The organism is Streptomyces griseocarneus, from assembly GCF_014655595.1.
GTDB classification, from domain to species: Bacteria; Actinomycetota; Actinomycetes; order Streptomycetales; family Streptomycetaceae; genus Streptomyces; species Streptomyces griseocarneus.
The window spans coordinates 159114-174384 of sequence record NZ_BNBL01000006.1 but is presented as its reverse complement, the minus strand read 5'-3'; the positions used below and the strand labels follow the sequence as shown (position 1 = coordinate 174384).

Here is a 15271-nt window from a genome sequence, read left to right as displayed (position 1 = left end):
GAACCATCATGGAAGGCATGACCACAGCATCCATGACTCCGGACGGCTCGCCGGCCGCCTCACCCCTCGCCACCGCCCTCCGGGCGATCAAGGCCTTCGCGGGTGCGGCCGTCAGCGTCGTCGTCCTCGGCGAGTACGCCGACAAGCGCAAGGCCTGAGCCGGCCCAGCAAGGCCTGAGCCGGCCCCCGGCAAGGCCTGAGCCGGCCCCTGGCCTGCCCTACGCGTCCTCCCCCGCCAGCAGAGAGTCCGCGTCCACGATCCGGTACGCGTACCCCTGCTCGGCCAGGAAGCGCTGGCGGTGCGCCGCGAAGTCCTGGTCGACCGTGTCGCGGGCGACCACGGAGTAGAAGCGCGCCTCGTGGCCGTCGGCCTTCGGGCGCAGCACCCGGCCGAGCCGCTGGGCCTCCTCCTGCCGCGAGCCGAACGTGCCCGACACCTGGATGGCGACCGTCGCCTCCGGCAGGTCGATCGAGAAGTTGGCGACCTTGGAGACGACCAGCACGGAGATCTCTCCCTGCCGGAAGGCGTCGAAGAGCTTCTCCCGCTGGGCGTTGGTCGTCTCGCCCTTGATGACGGGCGCGTCCAGATGCTCGCCCAGCTCGTCGAGCTGGTCGATGTACTGGCCGATGACCAGCGTCTGCTCGCCCTGGTGCTTGCGCACCAGCGCCTCGGTGACCTTCCGCTTGGTGGCGGTCGTCGCGCAGTAGCGGTACTTGTCCTCCGTCTCGGCCGTCGCGTACGCCAGCCGCTCGGAGTCGGTGAGGTTCACGCGCACCTCGACGCAGTCGGCCGGGGCGATGTAGCCCTGGGCCTCGATCTCCTTCCAGGGCGCGTCGAAGCGCTTGGGCCCGATGAGGGAGAAGACGTCGGACTCCCGCCCGTCCTCGCGCACCAGCGTCGCGGTCAGCCCCAGCCGCCGCCTGGCCTGCAGGTCGGCGGTGAACTTGAAGACGGGCGCGGGCAGCAGGTGCACCTCGTCGTAGACGACCAGGCCCCAGTCACGGGAGTCGAACAGCTCCAGGTGCGGGTAGATGCCCTTCCGCTTGGTCGTCAGCACCTGGTAGGTGGCGATGGTGACCGGGCGGATCTCCTTCCTGGTCCCGCTGTACTCGCCGATCTCGTCCTCGGTCAGCGAGGTCCGCTTGACCAGCTCGTGCTTCCACTGCCGCGCGGAGACGGTGTTGGTGACGAGGATCAGCGTGGTCGCCTTGGCCTGGGCCATGGCGCCCGCGCCGACGAGCGTCTTGCCGGCGCCGCACGGCAGCACGACCACGCCGGAGCCGCCGTGCCAGAACCCGTCCACGGCCTGCTTCTGGTACGGCCGCAGCGCCCAGCCGTCCTCGCGCAGCTCGATGGGGTGGGCCTCGCCGTCCACGTACCCGGCCAGGTCCTCGGCCGGCCAGCCCAGCTTCAGCAGCGTCTGCTTGATCTGGCCGCGCTCGGAGGGGTGCACGGCCACGGTGTCGGGATCGATCCGGGCGCCCACCAGCGGCTGGATCTTCTTCGAGCGGAGGATCTCCTCCAGCACCGGCCGGTCGGTGCTCTCCAGCACCAGCCCGTGCGTGGGGTGCTTGAGCAGCTTCAGCCGCCCGTAGCGGGCCATGGTCTCGGCGATGTCGACGAGCAGGGCGTGCGGCACGGGGTAGCGGGAGTACGACACGAGCGCGTCCACGACCTGCTCGGCGTCGTGCCCGGCGGCGCGCGCGTTCCACAGCCCCAGCGGCGTCACCCGGTAGGTGTGGATGTGCTCGGGCGCCCGCTCCAGCTCGGCGAACGGCGCGATCACCCGACGGCACGCGTCCGCCTGGTCGTGGTCCACCTCCAGCAGCAGGGTCTTGTCGCTCTGGACGATGAGGGGTCCGTTCACGCCTCGGCCTTCCGCTCGCATCGGTCCCGTCCGTGGTGCGGGACAAGCTTCCAGTGTCCCTCATGCGCCGCCGTACGTGCCGCCTCGCCCGGAAAACGCCACCGGGGCGGCACCCTCCGCGAGGAAGGTGCCGCCCCGGTGTCCAAGAGGACGGTTGATCAACCCAGGGGTCGATCAGAAGTCCATCTCACCGCCCGGCATGCCGCCCGGAGCGGCCGCGGCGGCCTTCTCCGGCTTGTCGGCGATGACGGCCTCGGTGGTCAGGAAGAGCGCGGCGATGGACGCGGCGTTCTGCAGGGCGGAGCGGGTGACCTTCGCCGGGTCGATGATGCCCTCGGCGATCATGTCGACGTACTCGCCCGTGGCGGCGTTCAGACCGTGGCCGACGGCCAGGTTGCGCACCTTCTCCACGACGACGCCACCCTCGAGACCACCGTTGACGGCGATCTGCTTGAGCGGGGCCTCCAGGGCCAGCTTCACGGCGTTGGCGCCGGTCGCCTCGTCGCCCTCGAGCTCGAGCTTCTCGAAGACCGCGGAGGCCTGCAGCAGGGCCACGCCACCACCGGCGACGATGCCCTCCTCGACGGCCGCCTTCGCGTTGCGAACGGCGTCCTCGATGCGGTGCTTGCGCTCCTTGAGCTCGACCTCGGTCGCGGCACCGGCCTTGATGACGGCCACGCCGCCGGCCAGCTTCGCGAGGCGCTCCTGGAGCTTCTCGCGGTCGTAGTCCGAGTCGCTGTTCTCGATCTCGGCGCGGATCTGGTTGACGCGGCCCTGGACCTGGTCGCTGTCACCGGCACCGTCGACGATGGTCGTCTCGTCCTTGGTGATGACGACCTTGCGGGCGCGGCCGAGCAGGTCGAGACCGGCGTTCTCGAGCTTGAGGCCGACCTCCTCGGAGATGACCGTGCCACCGGTGAGGATGGCGATGTCGCCCAGCATGGCCTTGCGGCGGTCGCCGAAGCCCGGGGCCTTGACGGCGACGGACTTGAAGGTGCCGCGGATCTTGTTGACGACCAGCGTGGACAGGGCCTCGCCCTCGACGTCCTCGGCGATGATCAGCAGCGGCTTGCCGGACTGCATGACCTTCTCGAGGAGCGGCAGCAGGTCCTTGACCGAGCTGATCTTCGAGTTGACGATCAGGATGTACGGGTCGTCGAGCGACGCCTCCATACGCTCCATGTCGGTGGCGAAGTACGCCGAGATGTAGCCCTTGTCGAAGCGCATGCCCTCGGTGAGCTCCAGCTCCAGACCGAAGGTCTGGGACTCCTCGACGGTGATGACGCCTTCCTTGCCGACCTTGTCCATGGCCTCGGCGATGAGCTCGCCGATCTGGGTGTCGGCGGCGGAGATGGAGGCGGTGGAGGCGATCTGCTCCTTGGTCTCCACGTCCTTGGCCTGCTCGAGCAGGGCGGCGGAGACGGCCTCGACGGCCTTCTCGATGCCGCGCTTCAGCGCCATCGGGTTGGCACCGGCGGCCACGTTGCGCAGACCCTCGCGGACCAGCGCCTGGGCGAGGACGGTCGCGGTCGTCGTGCCGTCACCGGCGACGTCGTCCGTCTTCTTCGCGACCTCCTTGACCAGCTCGGCGCCGATCTTCTCGTACGGGTCCTCGAGCTCGATCTCCTTGGCGATGGACACACCATCGTTGGTGATCGTGGGGGCGCCCCACTTCTTCTCGAGGACGACGTTGCGGCCCTTGGGGCCAAGGGTGACCTTGACGGCGTCGGCGAGCTGGTTCATCCCGCGCTCGAGACCGCGCCGTGCCTCCTCGTCGAACGCGATGATCTTGGCCATGTGAAGTGGTCCTCCCAGGACGGGGTGGAGACTGCTCCGGACCGCGCTGGCGCCCGCGACGGACGGCCCGTGCACCCCGCGGTTCCTTGCCCCGCTTGGCTCCCGGACCTCACCGACGGTCCAAATCTGTCACTCTCACCAGGAGAGTGCTAAGCCCAATGATTAGCACTCGACCCCTGCGAGTGCAAGCGACTCAGGCCAACCCGAGGCATGCCCACGTTTGCGGGAGTGCATGCGTGACCCCGCCCCCGGGTCGCACGCGCACCCCCTGACCCGCGCGTACGCCCGCGCGCGCCCGGGCATGCGCGAGGGGCCCGCACCCTCCTCAGGTTGCGGGCCCCTCGTGAGCCGATCGAGCAGGTCGATGCGTGCGCGATCAGGCGCTGAGCCTCACCATGTCCGCCTGCGGCCCCTTCTGGCCCTGCGAGATCTCGAACTCGACTCGCTGCCCCTCCTCGAGGGTGCGGTAGCCGTCCATCTGAATCGCGCTGTAGTGGACGAAAACATCCGCACCACCGTCGACCGCGATGAAGCCGTACCCCTTCTCCGCGTTGAACCACTTGACGGTGCCCTGAGCCATGCCTAACTCCCCTATTACTGGCCCTTGCACAGGACCGCACTTCGCGGACCCGGGTCAGACCTCACCCCCAGACAGGTTGGAGGTGTGCGCCGGAACGCGTCGACCGCGGCTGAATGTATCTGCACGGATGCCGTCTGCAACAGGTCAGTCGGACGAGAATTCCAGGTGCGGCCGATCGGTTATTCGTACCGATTTCCACAGCTTCTCGGGCAAGTCGGACCGGGCATAACGCAACCAACCCGACAATTCGTGCACATGTTTCGCGCACAACTTGACGGGTTCTCATATGCGTTCGGTGCTGACACCGGAGGGGGAACGCCACAACTGTATCGCGCTTCAACAGACGGAATCGCCCCGTCCGTTTTACGGGCGGGGCGATTCCGGGGATATGCACAGGAACGCAGAGAAAAGCTCAGGCCATTGATCTATGACCTCTCGAGAGCCGATCGGCGGCCCGGTCAGCCGCCGGCGACGGCCGGAATGATCGAGACGCCGGCCCCGTCGGGCGTGGCCGCGTCCAGCCCGCCCTCGAAGCGGACGTCGTCGTCGTTGACGTACACGTTGACGAACCGGCGCAGCTTCCCGGCGTCGTCGAGCACGCGCGCGGCGATGCCCGGGTGGTTCTGCTCGAGCGAGGCGATGACCTCGGCGAGGGTGGCCCCCTCGGCGGGGACCTCGGCCTGCCCGCCGGTGTAGGTGCGAAGGATGGTGGGGATGCGAACGGAAACGCTCATGGAAGTCTCACCTATCGGTAGAGAAGGTTGTGGGCAGTCGTTCCGCAAGGCGGAACCGGGTGGGCACAACCGGCCCGCAGTCGTCAGCCGGCGGCAAGCCCGGCAGCGCGGAACGCCGCCAGCGAAGGCCGAATCGTCGCGGTGGGCCCGGCAGCGACAGCGTCCAGCGTCTTCAGCCCGTCCCCCGTATTCAGCACAACCGTGGTCAGCGAAGCGTCCAGCACCCCGCTCTCCAGGAGCTTCCGCGTCACTCCCACCGTCACGCCGCCCGCCGTCTCCGCGAAGATTCCCTCCGTGCGCGCCAGCAGCCTGATCGCGTCCACGATCCGCTCGTCGTCGACGTCCTCGACGGCTCCGCCCGTCCGCCGCGCGATGTCCAGCACGTACGGCCCGTCGGCGGGATTGCCGATCGCGAGCGACTTCGCGATCGTGTCGGGCTTCACCGGGCGCACCACGTCGTGCCCGTCCTTGTACGCCCGCGAGACCGGGGAGCAGCCTTCTGCCTGGGCGCCGAAGATGCGGTACGGGCGGTCCTCGACCAGGCCCAGCGCGATGAGCTCCTTCAGCCCCTTGTCGATCTTCGTCAGCTGCGACCCCGACGCGACCGGCACGACGATCTGGTCCGGCAGCCGCCAGCCCAGCTGCTCGCAGATCTCGTACGCGAGCGTCTTGGAGCCCTCGCCGTAGTACGGGCGCAGGTTGACGTTGACGAAGCCCCAGCCCTCGCCCAGCGGGTCGCCGATCAGCTCGCTGCAGAAGCGGTTGACGTCGTCGTACGTTCCCTCGATGCCGACGAGGTCGCCGCCGTAGACGGCGGCCATGACGACCTTGCCGGCCTCCAGGTCGTGCGGGATGAAGACGCAGGAGCGGAACCCCGCGCGGGCCGCCGCCGCGCCGACCGCGCCCGCGAGGTTGCCGGTCGACGAGCAGGACAGGGTGGTGAAGCCGAAGGCGCGGGCGGCCTCGACGGCAATGGCCACGACGCGGTCCTTGAAGGAGTGCGTGGGGTTTCCTGAGTCGTCCTTGACGAACAGTTCCCCCGTCACGCCCAGCTCGGCGGCGAGGTTGTCGGCCTTGACGAGCCGGGTGAGGCCGGGCTCGAGGTTGGGCCGGTCCGCCACGTCGGCGGGGACGGGCAGCAGCGGCGCGTAGCGCCAGATGTTCGCCGGCCCGGCCTCGATCCGGCGGCGCAGCGTCTCGGGGTCGCCGGCCGGCAGCTCGTACGCGACCTCGAGCGGTCCGAAGCAGGAGAGGCAGGCGAAGGCGGGGCCGAGGTCGAAGCGCTCGCCGCACTCGCGGCAGGAGAGCGCGACGGCGGGACCGAAGGCGGAGGGTGCGGAGGTACGACTTTCAACGGCTTGGACAGCCATGGAGGCGAGGCCCTTTCTCCTCATCTTCCTCGCGGCGGACGTCACCGCGAGACGGAATTGGCACCTTCCCCGCCGGGAGCCTCGCCGCGTGAACGGGAGATCGGCTGGAGGGTTGCCGGGGCTTCAACGGGCCGTGTCCCTCTGCCCCTCTGGATGAGCGGTATGGCGCTGGGCAGGGCCCAGGCGTTTGTGCGCGCGACGACCCCGACATGCATCGGGCGTCCGCGTTGTTCAAGACTGTAACGGAAGGGTCGGCCGCGTTGGAGGGCCGTCCCGCACCGCGAGACACGTCACAGCGGCCGATCCGGACGATCCCGCTGACGATCAACACTGAGGAGTCGTACACGTGCTGGAAGAGGTGGAGCGCTGGCTTGCCCGGCGGTCCTGGTCCGCCGCCGACCGTCCGCTCGACCAGCTGCTCGCCGCGAAACGCGGCTCGGGCACGACCGTCAGCGTCGTGCTGCCGGCGCTCGACGAGGAGGCGACGGTGGGCGCCATCGTGGCGACGATCCGCCGCGAGCTGATGTCGGACGCCGTACCGCTCGTGGACGAGCTGGTGGTGGTGGACTCCGGTTCCACGGACCGCACCGCCGAGGTCGCGGCGGCGGCCGGCGCCCGTGTGGTGCACCGCGACGAGATCCTGCCGCGGCTGCCCGCGCTGCCCGGCAAGGGCGAGGTGCTGTGGCGGTCGCTGCTGGCCACGACCGGCGACGTCGTCTGCTTCGTGGACGCGGACCTGAAGGACTTCTCCGCGGACTTCGTCTCGGGGATCGTCGGCCCGCTGCTGACCGACCCGGACGTGCACTTCGTCAAGGCGATGTACGACCGCCCGCTCGGCGAGGCGCCCGGGCAGGGCGGCCGGGTGACGGAGCTGGTGGCCCGGCCGCTGCTCAACCTGCACTGGCCGCGGCTGGCGGGCTTCGTCCAGCCGCTGGGCGGCGAGTACGCGGCCCGCCGCGAGCTGCTGGAGCGGCTGCCGTTCCCGGTGGGGTACGGCGTCGAGCTGGGCCTGTTGGTGGACGCGCTGCACACGGTGGGCCTGGACGCGCTCGCCCAGGTGGACGTGGGCGTGCGGCGGCACCGGCACCAGGACGGCCGGGCCCTGGGCCGCATGGCGGCCGCGATCTACCGCACCGCGCAGCTCCGGCTGGCCCGCGGCCATCTGGTGCGCCCGGTGCTCACCCAGTTCGAGCGCACCGCGGAGGGATTCGTGCCGCGTACGTACGCGGTGGACACCGAGGAACGGCCCCCTATGGCCGAGATACCGGAGTACGCACAGCGGCATGCCGCGTAAGCGTACGTTTGAGCGGTTCTTCGAAGGGCAAGGCTGCCGTCATGGTCGTTGAGCACACGCACCACGCACCAGACCGCGCACCCGATCGCGCACCGGACAGCGCCGCGGATCCGGGCGCCGCGCCGATCGTCGTGGCCTCCAACCGGGGGCCCGTCTCGTACCGCCGGAGCGAGGACGGCTCGCTGATGGCGGGGCGGGGCGGCGGCGGGCTGGTCTCCGGGCTGAGCGCCATAGGCCAGGACTCCGGCGCGGTGTGGGTGTGCGCGGCGCTCGGCGACGGCGACCGCGAGGCGGCCCGGCTCGGGGGCCGGCGGCTGCCCGAGGCCGACACCGGCGGCCACCGGGTGCGGATGCTGGACATCGACCCCGCCACGTTCGCCGCCGCGTACAACGGCGTGGCCAACTCCGTGCTGTGGTTCGTCCACCACATGCTGTGGCAGACGCCGCTGGAGCCCGTCTTCGACGGCGCCTTCCGCGCCCAGTGGGCGGCGTACGAGGCGTACAACACCGCCTTCGCGGACGCCATCGCCGAGGAGGCCGCGGAGGGCGCCTCCGTCCTGGTCCAGGACTACCACCTCGTCCTCGTGCCCGGCCTGCTCCGCGCCCGCCGCCCCGACCTGCGCATCGGCCACTTCTCCCACACCCCCTGGGCCCCGCCGGACTACTACCGCCTGCTGCCCGACGACGTCGCCGGGCAGGTCCTGCGCGGCATCCTGGGCGGCGACCGCGCGGGGTTCCTGACCCGGCGCTGGGCGGAGGCGTTCGCCGCGTGCTGCGAGAGCGTGCTGCCGGGCGCGGAGGTCTCGCGCGAGGACGGGGCCGCGGTGTCGGTGACCTTCGAGGGGCGTACGACCCGGCTCGGCGTCCACGGACTGGGCGCGGACGCGGAATTCCTGCGGGAGCGGGCACACCGCCCGGACGTCGAGGAGCGTCTGGCGACGCTGCGGCGGCAGGTCGGCCCCGGCCGCCGGACGATCGTGCGGGTGGACCGCACCGAGCTGTCGAAGAACATCGTCCGCGGCCTGCTCGCCTACCGCCGCCTGCTGGAGGACCACCCCCACTGGCAGGGCGAGGTCGTGCACATCGCCTTCGCCTACCCCTCCCGGCAGGACCTCGCGGTCTACCGCGAGTACATGGCCGAGGTCGGCCGCGTCGCCCACGAGATCAACACGACCTTCGGGACGGAGGACTGGACGCCGGTCGCCCTGCAGATGGAGGACGACTTCCCCCGTTCGCTCGCCGCCTACCGCCTCGCCGACGTGGCCCTGGTCAACCCCATCCGCGACGGCATGAACCTGGTCGCCAAGGAGGTCCCCGTCGTCTCCGACCACGGCTGCGCGCTGGTGCTCTCGCGCGAGGCGGGCGCCGCGGCCGAGCTCGGCGAGGACGCCCTGACGATCAACCCCTACGACGTGGCGGACACCGCCCGCGCGCTGAACGCCGCCCTGCTGATGGACCCCGCCGAGCGCGCTGAGCGCACGAAGCGGCTGGCCACCGCGGCGACGGCGCTGCCGCCGGCCCGGTGGTTCGTGGATCAGCTGCGCGCGCTGTGAGCGGGGCCCGCGCCGACTGGTTCCCGCGCGGGCCGGCCGGCGCGGTCAGCCGAGCTTGTCCGCCAGCCCGGTCAGCAGGTCCACCACGCCCGCCGGCCCGTCCACGACGAGGTCGGCGCGTTCGGCGAGCGCGGTGACCTCGGCGCTGCCGCTGCACACGAGCGTGCCGGGCACGCCCTCGGCGCGCAGCTTCTCCACCGCGGCGAAGGCGGCGAGGTCCCCGAGGTCGTCACCGGCGTAGAGCACGGATCCGGCGCCGGATTCCCGTACGTACTCGGCGAGGGCGACGCCCTTGTCCATGCCCGGCGGGCGCAGCTCCAGGACCAGCCGCCCGGGCTCGACGATCAGGCCGTGCCGGGCGGCGAGGTCGGCGAGCGGGGCGCGCAGGGCCTCGAAGGCGCGCTCGGGGTCGTCCGCGCGGCGGGTGTGGACGGCGACGGCCCGGCCCTTGTCCTCGATCCACGTGCCGTGCCAGGCGCCCGAGTCGTCGAGCACGCCGGGGAGTTCGGCCTGTACGGCGGCGACGCCCGGGTGCGGGGCGGGGGCGCGCACGGTGCCCGTCACGGCGTCCCAGCGCTCGGCGCCGTAGTGGCCGAGCACGACGAGGTGCTCCAGCCCGGCGGTCCCGGCGAACCCGCCGAGGCGCACCGCGACCCCGGCCGGGCGGCCCGTGATCACGGCGACGGAGCCCAGGCGCGGCGCGAGCCGGGCGAGGGCGGGCACGGCGCCGGGGTGGGCGCGGGCCCGTTCGGGGTCCGGCACGATGGCGGCGAGGGTGCCGTCGAAGTCGAGCGCGACGACCGCGCGTTCGGGTCGCGCGAGCAGCGCGGCCAGTCCGTCGCGGCCGGCGGCGGTCACGGGTTCCGGGAGGGGTTGGCTGCCCATACGGCCGACCCTACCGGTGTGTCCGCCGCCGGGGCGGGCACTTGTCCGCGTCCGCGGGACCGGACTCGCCCCGCCCTCAGCGGCGAGCGCGCCGCTCGTCCCGCAGCCGCCGCAGCCGGTTGACCGTGACGGGGTCGTGGGCGAGGGCGCGCGGGTCGTCGAGCAGGGCGTTGAGCAGCTGGTAGTAGCGGGTCGGGGTGATGCCGAGCCGTTCCCGGACGGCGCGTTCCTTGGCGCCGGGGCCGGGCCAGGACTGCCGCTCCAGGGCGAGCACGGCACGGTCCGCCTCGGCCAGCCCGCCGGGCTCGGGCTCGGGCCCGTCCGCGTCCTCGCCGACGGACTCGGACCCGGGCTCAAACTCGCCGACGGGCTCGGACTCGGGCTCGGGCTCGTACGCGTCCTCGCGCTCGAGCCCGTCCGCGTCCTCGCGCCCGTCCTCGCGCCCGTCCTCGTTCACACCGGCGTCCATACCGGCCAACCTAGCGGTCCGTGCGGTCCGCGAGCTCGGTGGCGTTCGCCTCGCGCTGGATCTCGCCGAGAACGGCGGCGGGGTCGCCGCCCTTCTTCACGGTCGCGCCGATCTTCTCCTTGACCGTCTTGCTGACCGAGGCCCAGGAGGTCTTGCTGGCCGGGTAGAACTCGGCGACCTGCAGCTGCTTCAGGAACTGCCAGAGATCGCTGTTGGCGCGGCTCTCCTGCATGGCCTCGGCGGCGCTGGTGGTCACCGGCAGCAGCTTGTACTGCGTGGTGAACGACAGCACGTTGTCCTTGCTGAACACGAAGTCGAGGAAGGTGCCGATCTCGTCGCGGTGGCCGTTCTTCTTGAACGCCATCATCCAGTCGGCGACGCCCATGGTGGACTTCGAGGGGCCCTTGACGCCCGGCAGCGGCGCCATGTCGAACTCGATGCGACCGGCCTTGGCCTGCTGCATCAGGGTGGGGTGGCCGTTGAGCATGCCGACCTCGCCCTTGCAGAAGGCGTCGAAGACGTCCTGCCGGTTGGTGCGGCCGGGGTCGCCGGGGCCGGTGAGGCCCTGGCCGACCAGCTCGTCGCGCAGCCAGGTGAAGGCCTTGACGTTCTCCGGCGAGTCGATCAGGTAGGAGCCGTTCTGGTCGGTGTAGCCACCGCCCGCGCTCAGCATCCACATCATCGTCTCGGCGGGCGCCTCCTCGGGGCCCAGCGGCAGGCCGAAAGGTATCTTCACGCCGAGGGCCTTGAGCTTCTTCGCGGCGGCCTGGAGCTCGTCCCAGCTCTCGGGCGCCTTGGCGATGCCGGCCTTGGCGAACAGCTTCTTGTTGAAGAAGAGCAGGCGGGTGCTGGAGACGAACGGAAGGCCGTACTGCACCCGGTGCACCTCGCCGGCCTTGGCGAGGGAGGCGATGATGTCGGCCTGGGTGGGGATGGAGAGCATCTGCTCGGCGCTGTAGAGCTTGCCGGCCGCGGCGAAGTCGGCGTACGCGCCGATCTGCGCGATGTCGGGGGCCTTGCCCTTGGCCACCATGTCGGCGACCCGCTTGTCGACCTCGGTCCAGCTGTAGACCTCGACGTCTATCTTGATCTTGCCGTGCTGCTTCTCGAACTCACGGGCCAGGCTCTCCCAGTACTTCTTGGAGCTGTTGGCTTCCTTGTCGCCGTAGTCGGCGGCCACGAACTTCAGCCTCGTGTCACCACCGGGAGTGTCGGTCCCGCACCCAGTCAGCACCGGTGCCAACGCCGTCGTGGCGGCACCCGCCGCCGTCATGCCCAAGAACCGCCGCCGCTGCACTACTGCTACCCACCTTGTGGTTCGTGTGTTCGTCAGTGGAGACCGTGAGTCTCTCCCGCGCGCCACCTTACGGTCTACTTCTCCCGGGTTGCGCTTCGGTATCGCCGTAGGGCTCTTCCCCCAGGTCACAGGCGACTGCTATGCACGGGGCGACCGCTTTCGCCGCACGACCGCACCCACGAGGAGCACCAGCGCATGAAGCCGTCCCCTTCCTCGGCCACCCCTTCCGCCGCCTCTCCCTCCTCTTCCGGCTCTTCCGATCAGGCCCCCGGCACCCCGGCCTCCGGCACCCTGACCGCCCGGGAGCTGGCCACCCAGCCCGGCAGCTGGCGCCGCGCCGCCGAGGCCGCCGTGGGCGCGGCCGGGCTGCCGAGGCCGGGCGAGCGGGTGGCGGTGGCCGGCTGCGGCACGTCGTGGTTCATGGCCCAGGCGTACGCGGCGCTGCGCGAGGCGGCCGGGCAGGGCGAGACCGACGCGTTCGCCGCGTCGGAGTTCCCCGTCTCGCGCACCTACGACCGGCTGGTGGTGATCACCCGCTCCGGGACCACGACCGAGGTGCTCGACCTGATCGGGGAGGTGCGCGAGCGGTGGGAGGTGCTGGCCCTGACCGCCGACCCCGCGACGCCCGTGGTGCGGGCGGCGGACGAGGTGGCGCTGCTGGACTGGGCGGACGAGGAGTCCGTCGTGCAGACCCGCTTCGCGACCACCGCGCTGGCCTTCCTGCGCGCGGGCCTGGAGGCGCACGGCCGGCTGCCGGCCGGGGTGCGGACGGTGGCCGAGGCCGCGGCCGACGCCGAGCGGGCGCTGAAGGAGCCACTGCCCGCCGCCGCGCTGTCCGCCGAGCAGTGGACGTTCCTGGGCGGCGGCTGGGCGTACGGGCTGGCCCGGGAGGCGGCCCTGAAGATGCGCGAGGCGGCGGGTGCCTGGACGGAGGCGTACCCGGCGATGGAGTACCGGCACGGACCGCTGGCGATCGCGGGCCCGGGGCGGGTGACCTGGGCGCTGGGCCCGCTGCCCGAGGGGCTGGCGGACGACGTCGCGAAGGCGGGCGGCACGCTGGTCGGCGGGGGCGCGGCGAGCCCCGACGGCGCCGAGCGGGCCGGGGGCGCCGAGGACCCGATGGCGTCGCTGGTCCGCGTCCAGCGGCTGGCGGTGGCGGTGGCACGGGCCCGGGGGCTGAACCCTGACGCCCCCCGGAACCTGACCCGCAGCGTGATCCTCACCCCCTAGCCGCCCTCCCGCCGGATCCCGGCACGCCACCCACCGGCGAGTGGACTAGACCTTTCGCACCCCGTCGGGCGAAACTACCTGGGTGAAACACGTCATCGCCCTCGATGTGGGCGGCACCGGAATCAAGGCCGCCCTGGTCGGCGCCGACGGCGCGCTCCTGCACGAGGCGCGGCGCCCGACCGGCCGTGACCGGGGCCCCGACGCCGTCGTGGCCGGCATCCTCGACTTCGCGGCCGAGCTCCAGGAGCTCGGCCGGGAGCGGTTCGGCACCGCCGCCTCCGCCGCCGGCGCGGCCGTCCCCGGCATCGTGGACACCGCCGCCGGCACGGCGGTCTACTCCGCCAACCTCGGCTGGCGCGACCTGCCCCTGCGGGACCTCCTCGCCGCCCGCCTCGGCGGCATACCCGTGACGCTGGGCCACGACGTGCGCACCGGCGGCGTGGCCGAGGGCCGCGTCGGCGCCGGCAAGGGCGCCGACCGCTTCCTGTTCGTCCCGCTGGGCACCGGCATCGCGGGCGCCATCGGCATCGACGGCCGCATCGAGGAAGGCGCCCACGGCTACGCGGGCGAGATCGGCCACATCGTCGTACGCCCCGGCCCCGAGGGCGCCGAGTGCGGCTGCGGCGGCCGCGGCTGCCTGGAGACGCTCGCCTCCGCCTCCGCCGTCTCCCGCGCCTGGGCGGCCGCGAGCGGCGACGCCGGCGCCGACGCCGCCGGCTGCGCCGAGGCGGTCGCCGCCGGCGACCCGCGCGCCCGCGCGGTCTGGCAGCACGCGATCGACGCCCTCGCCGACGGCCTGGTCATCGCCGTCAGCCTGCTGGACCCGCGCACGCTGATCATCGGCGGCGGGCTCGCCGAGGCCGGCGAGACGCTGTTCGCACCGCTGCGCGCGGCGGTCGCGGAACGCATCGGCTTCCGCAAGCTCCCCCACATCGTCCCGGCGGCCCTCGGGGACACCGCCGGCTGCCTGGGCGCGGGCCTGCTCGCCTGGGACCTTCTCGCCACGGAAACAACGGAGGTATCCGCCTGATGGTCGAACGAACGGTTCTCGCCGGCGCCCGCGTGGTGCTGCCGACCGGGGTGGCGGAAGGGGGCCGCGTCACGATCGAGGGCGGGCGCATCGCGCACGAAGCACCGACGGAGTCCCCCACGCTGGACCTGACGGGCCACACGATCGTCCCCGGCTTCGTCGACACCCACGTGCACGGCGGCGGCGGGGCGTCCTTCTCCGCCGGTACGGCCGAGGAGGCGCTCACCGCGATCCGTACGCACCGCGCGCACGGCACCACGACGATGATCGCCTCCACCGTCACCGGCGACCTGGACGACCTCGCCCGGCAGGCGGCGGTCCTCTCCGAACTGACCGAGCAGGGCGACCTCGCGGGCATCCACTTCGAGGGCCCGTTCATCTCCCCGCACCGCTGCGGCGCGCACCAGCCGGAGCTGCTGCGCGACCCGGACCCGGCGGACGTGCGCAAGCTCGTCGACGCGGCGCGCGGCGCGGCCCGCATGATGACGCTCGCCCCGGAGCTGCCCGGCGGCCTGGAGTCCGTCCGCATGCTCGCCGAGCACGGCGTGATCGCCGCCGTCGGCCACACCGACTCCACCTACGAGGCGACGCTGGAGGCCATCGACGCGGGCGCGACCGTCGCCACCCACCTCTTCAACGCCATGCCGGCGCTGCAGCACCGCGCCCCGGGCCCGATCGCGGCGCTGCTGGAGGACGAGCGCGTCACCGTCGAGCTCATCAACGACGGCACGCACCTGCACCCCTCCGTCCTCGAGCTGGCGTTCGCGCGGGCGGGTGCCGACCGGGTCGCGTTCATCACCGACGCGATGGGCGCGGCGGGGATGAACGACGGCATGTACTTCCTCGGCCCCATGGGCGTGGAGGTCAAGAACGGCGTGGCCCGCATCGCCGACGGCCCGACGGCCGGCTCGATCGCCGGCTCGACCCTCACCCTGGACACGGCCTTCAAGCGCGCGGTCACCGTCGACAAGCTGCCGCTCGAGGACGCGGTGCGGGCGCTGTCCACCACCCCCGCGCGGCTGCTGGGGCTGTCCGACCGCATCGGCTCGCTGGAGCCGGGCAAGGACGCGGACCTGGTCGTCCTCGACGCTTCGTACGACCTGGTGGGCGTCATGCGCCGGGGCGAATGGCTGGTCAGTCCCGAAGTGCGGTGATTGTCCCTCG

14 protein-coding genes and 1 riboswitch are annotated in these 15271 nt (G+C 72.1%); of the genes, 6 read left to right on the top strand and 8 right to left on the bottom strand.

The genetic code is table 11. The features are described 5' to 3' along the window. Positions 1-17 precede the first annotated feature (17 nt). Positions 18-158 carry a hypothetical protein gene (locus tag IE295_RS17400; protein ID WP_190064567.1) on the top strand — a complete coding sequence of 47 codons (141 nt, stop codon included), beginning with the start codon at positions 18-20 and terminating at the stop codon, positions 156-158. A 60-nt stretch (positions 159-218) separates the two neighbouring features. On the opposite strand, the gene IE295_RS17395 is transcribed toward IE295_RS17400, so the two are convergent. From IE295_RS17395 to thrC, 5 genes are all read right to left on the bottom strand, one after another. Next, a complete protein-coding gene (locus tag IE295_RS17395) occupies positions 219-1868 on the bottom strand; it encodes a DNA repair helicase XPB (RefSeq protein ID WP_190064566.1) in 1650 nt (549 codons plus the stop codon). A gap of 174 nt (positions 1869-2042) precedes the next feature. After that, positions 2043-3665, bottom strand: a complete 1623-nt coding sequence (gene groL, locus IE295_RS17390) for a chaperonin GroEL (RefSeq protein ID WP_190064565.1) — start codon at positions 3663-3665, stop codon at positions 2043-2045. Positions 3666-4041: 376 nt separating this feature from the next. Beyond that, positions 4042-4245 carry a cold-shock protein gene (locus tag IE295_RS17385; protein WP_004929928.1) on the bottom strand — a complete coding sequence of 68 codons (204 nt, stop codon included), beginning with the start codon at positions 4243-4245 and terminating at the stop codon, positions 4042-4044. Between the two features lie 458 nt (positions 4246-4703). After that, positions 4704-4979, bottom strand: coding sequence for a MoaD/ThiS family protein (locus IE295_RS17380; protein WP_190064564.1), 276 nt, complete (start codon positions 4977-4979; stop codon positions 4704-4706). Between the two features lie 83 nt (positions 4980-5062). Further along, positions 5063-6349 (bottom strand): threonine synthase, encoded by a 1287-nt coding sequence (gene thrC / locus IE295_RS17375; RefSeq protein WP_190064563.1) that lies wholly within the window; start codon positions 6347-6349, stop codon positions 5063-5065. A gap of 17 nt (positions 6350-6366) precedes the next feature. Next, positions 6367-6509, bottom strand: a riboswitch (SAM riboswitch). A 186-nt stretch (positions 6510-6695) separates the two neighbouring features. Here thrC and IE295_RS17370 point away from each other — a divergent pair. Then, the gene (locus tag IE295_RS17370) at positions 6696-7643 is read left to right on the top strand and encodes a glucosyl-3-phosphoglycerate synthase (RefSeq protein WP_190064562.1); all 948 of its coding nucleotides are present in this window, start codon (positions 6696-6698) and stop codon (positions 7641-7643) included. Between the two features lie 41 nt (positions 7644-7684). Then, positions 7685-9196 carry an alpha,alpha-trehalose-phosphate synthase (UDP-forming) gene (locus tag IE295_RS17365; RefSeq protein ID WP_190064561.1) on the top strand — a complete coding sequence of 504 codons (1512 nt, stop codon included), beginning with the start codon at positions 7685-7687 and terminating at the stop codon, positions 9194-9196. A 45-nt stretch (positions 9197-9241) separates the two neighbouring features. Here IE295_RS17365 and otsB read toward each other — a convergent pair whose 3' ends face one another. The 3 genes from otsB to IE295_RS17350 form a co-directional block, all read right to left on the bottom strand. Next, positions 9242-10081 carry a trehalose-phosphatase gene (gene otsB, locus IE295_RS17360; RefSeq protein WP_190064560.1) on the bottom strand — a complete coding sequence of 280 codons (840 nt, stop codon included), beginning with the start codon at positions 10079-10081 and terminating at the stop codon, positions 9242-9244. Positions 10082-10157: 76 nt separating this feature from the next. After that, positions 10158-10376: a DUF3263 domain-containing protein gene (locus IE295_RS17355; RefSeq protein WP_190064808.1), complete on the bottom strand. Its 219-nt coding sequence runs from the start codon at positions 10374-10376 to the stop codon at positions 10158-10160. A 184-nt stretch (positions 10377-10560) separates the two neighbouring features. Continuing rightward, the gene (locus IE295_RS17350) at positions 10561-11847 is read right to left on the bottom strand and encodes an extracellular solute-binding protein (protein ID WP_443732310.1); all 1287 of its coding nucleotides are present in this window, start codon (positions 11845-11847) and stop codon (positions 10561-10563) included. A 195-nt stretch (positions 11848-12042) separates the two neighbouring features. Here IE295_RS17350 and IE295_RS17345 point away from each other — a divergent pair, with 195 nt between their 5' ends. The 3 genes from IE295_RS17345 to nagA all read left to right on the top strand — a co-directional run bounded on the left by IE295_RS17345 (position 12043) and on the right by nagA (position 15261). Further along, entirely contained in the window at positions 12043-13077 is a 1035-nt protein-coding gene (locus IE295_RS17345) for an SIS domain-containing protein (protein ID WP_224323087.1), read from the top strand. Positions 13078-13159: 82 nt separating this feature from the next. Next, positions 13160-14107 (top strand): ROK family protein, encoded by a 948-nt coding sequence (locus IE295_RS17340; RefSeq protein ID WP_190064558.1) that lies wholly within the window; start codon positions 13160-13162, stop codon positions 14105-14107. Continuing rightward, positions 14107-15261 (top strand): N-acetylglucosamine-6-phosphate deacetylase, encoded by a 1155-nt coding sequence (nagA, locus tag IE295_RS17335; RefSeq protein ID WP_190064557.1) that lies wholly within the window; start codon positions 14107-14109, stop codon positions 15259-15261. The genes IE295_RS17340 and nagA overlap by 1 nt, the downstream gene beginning before the upstream one ends. Positions 15262-15271 lie beyond the last annotated feature (10 nt).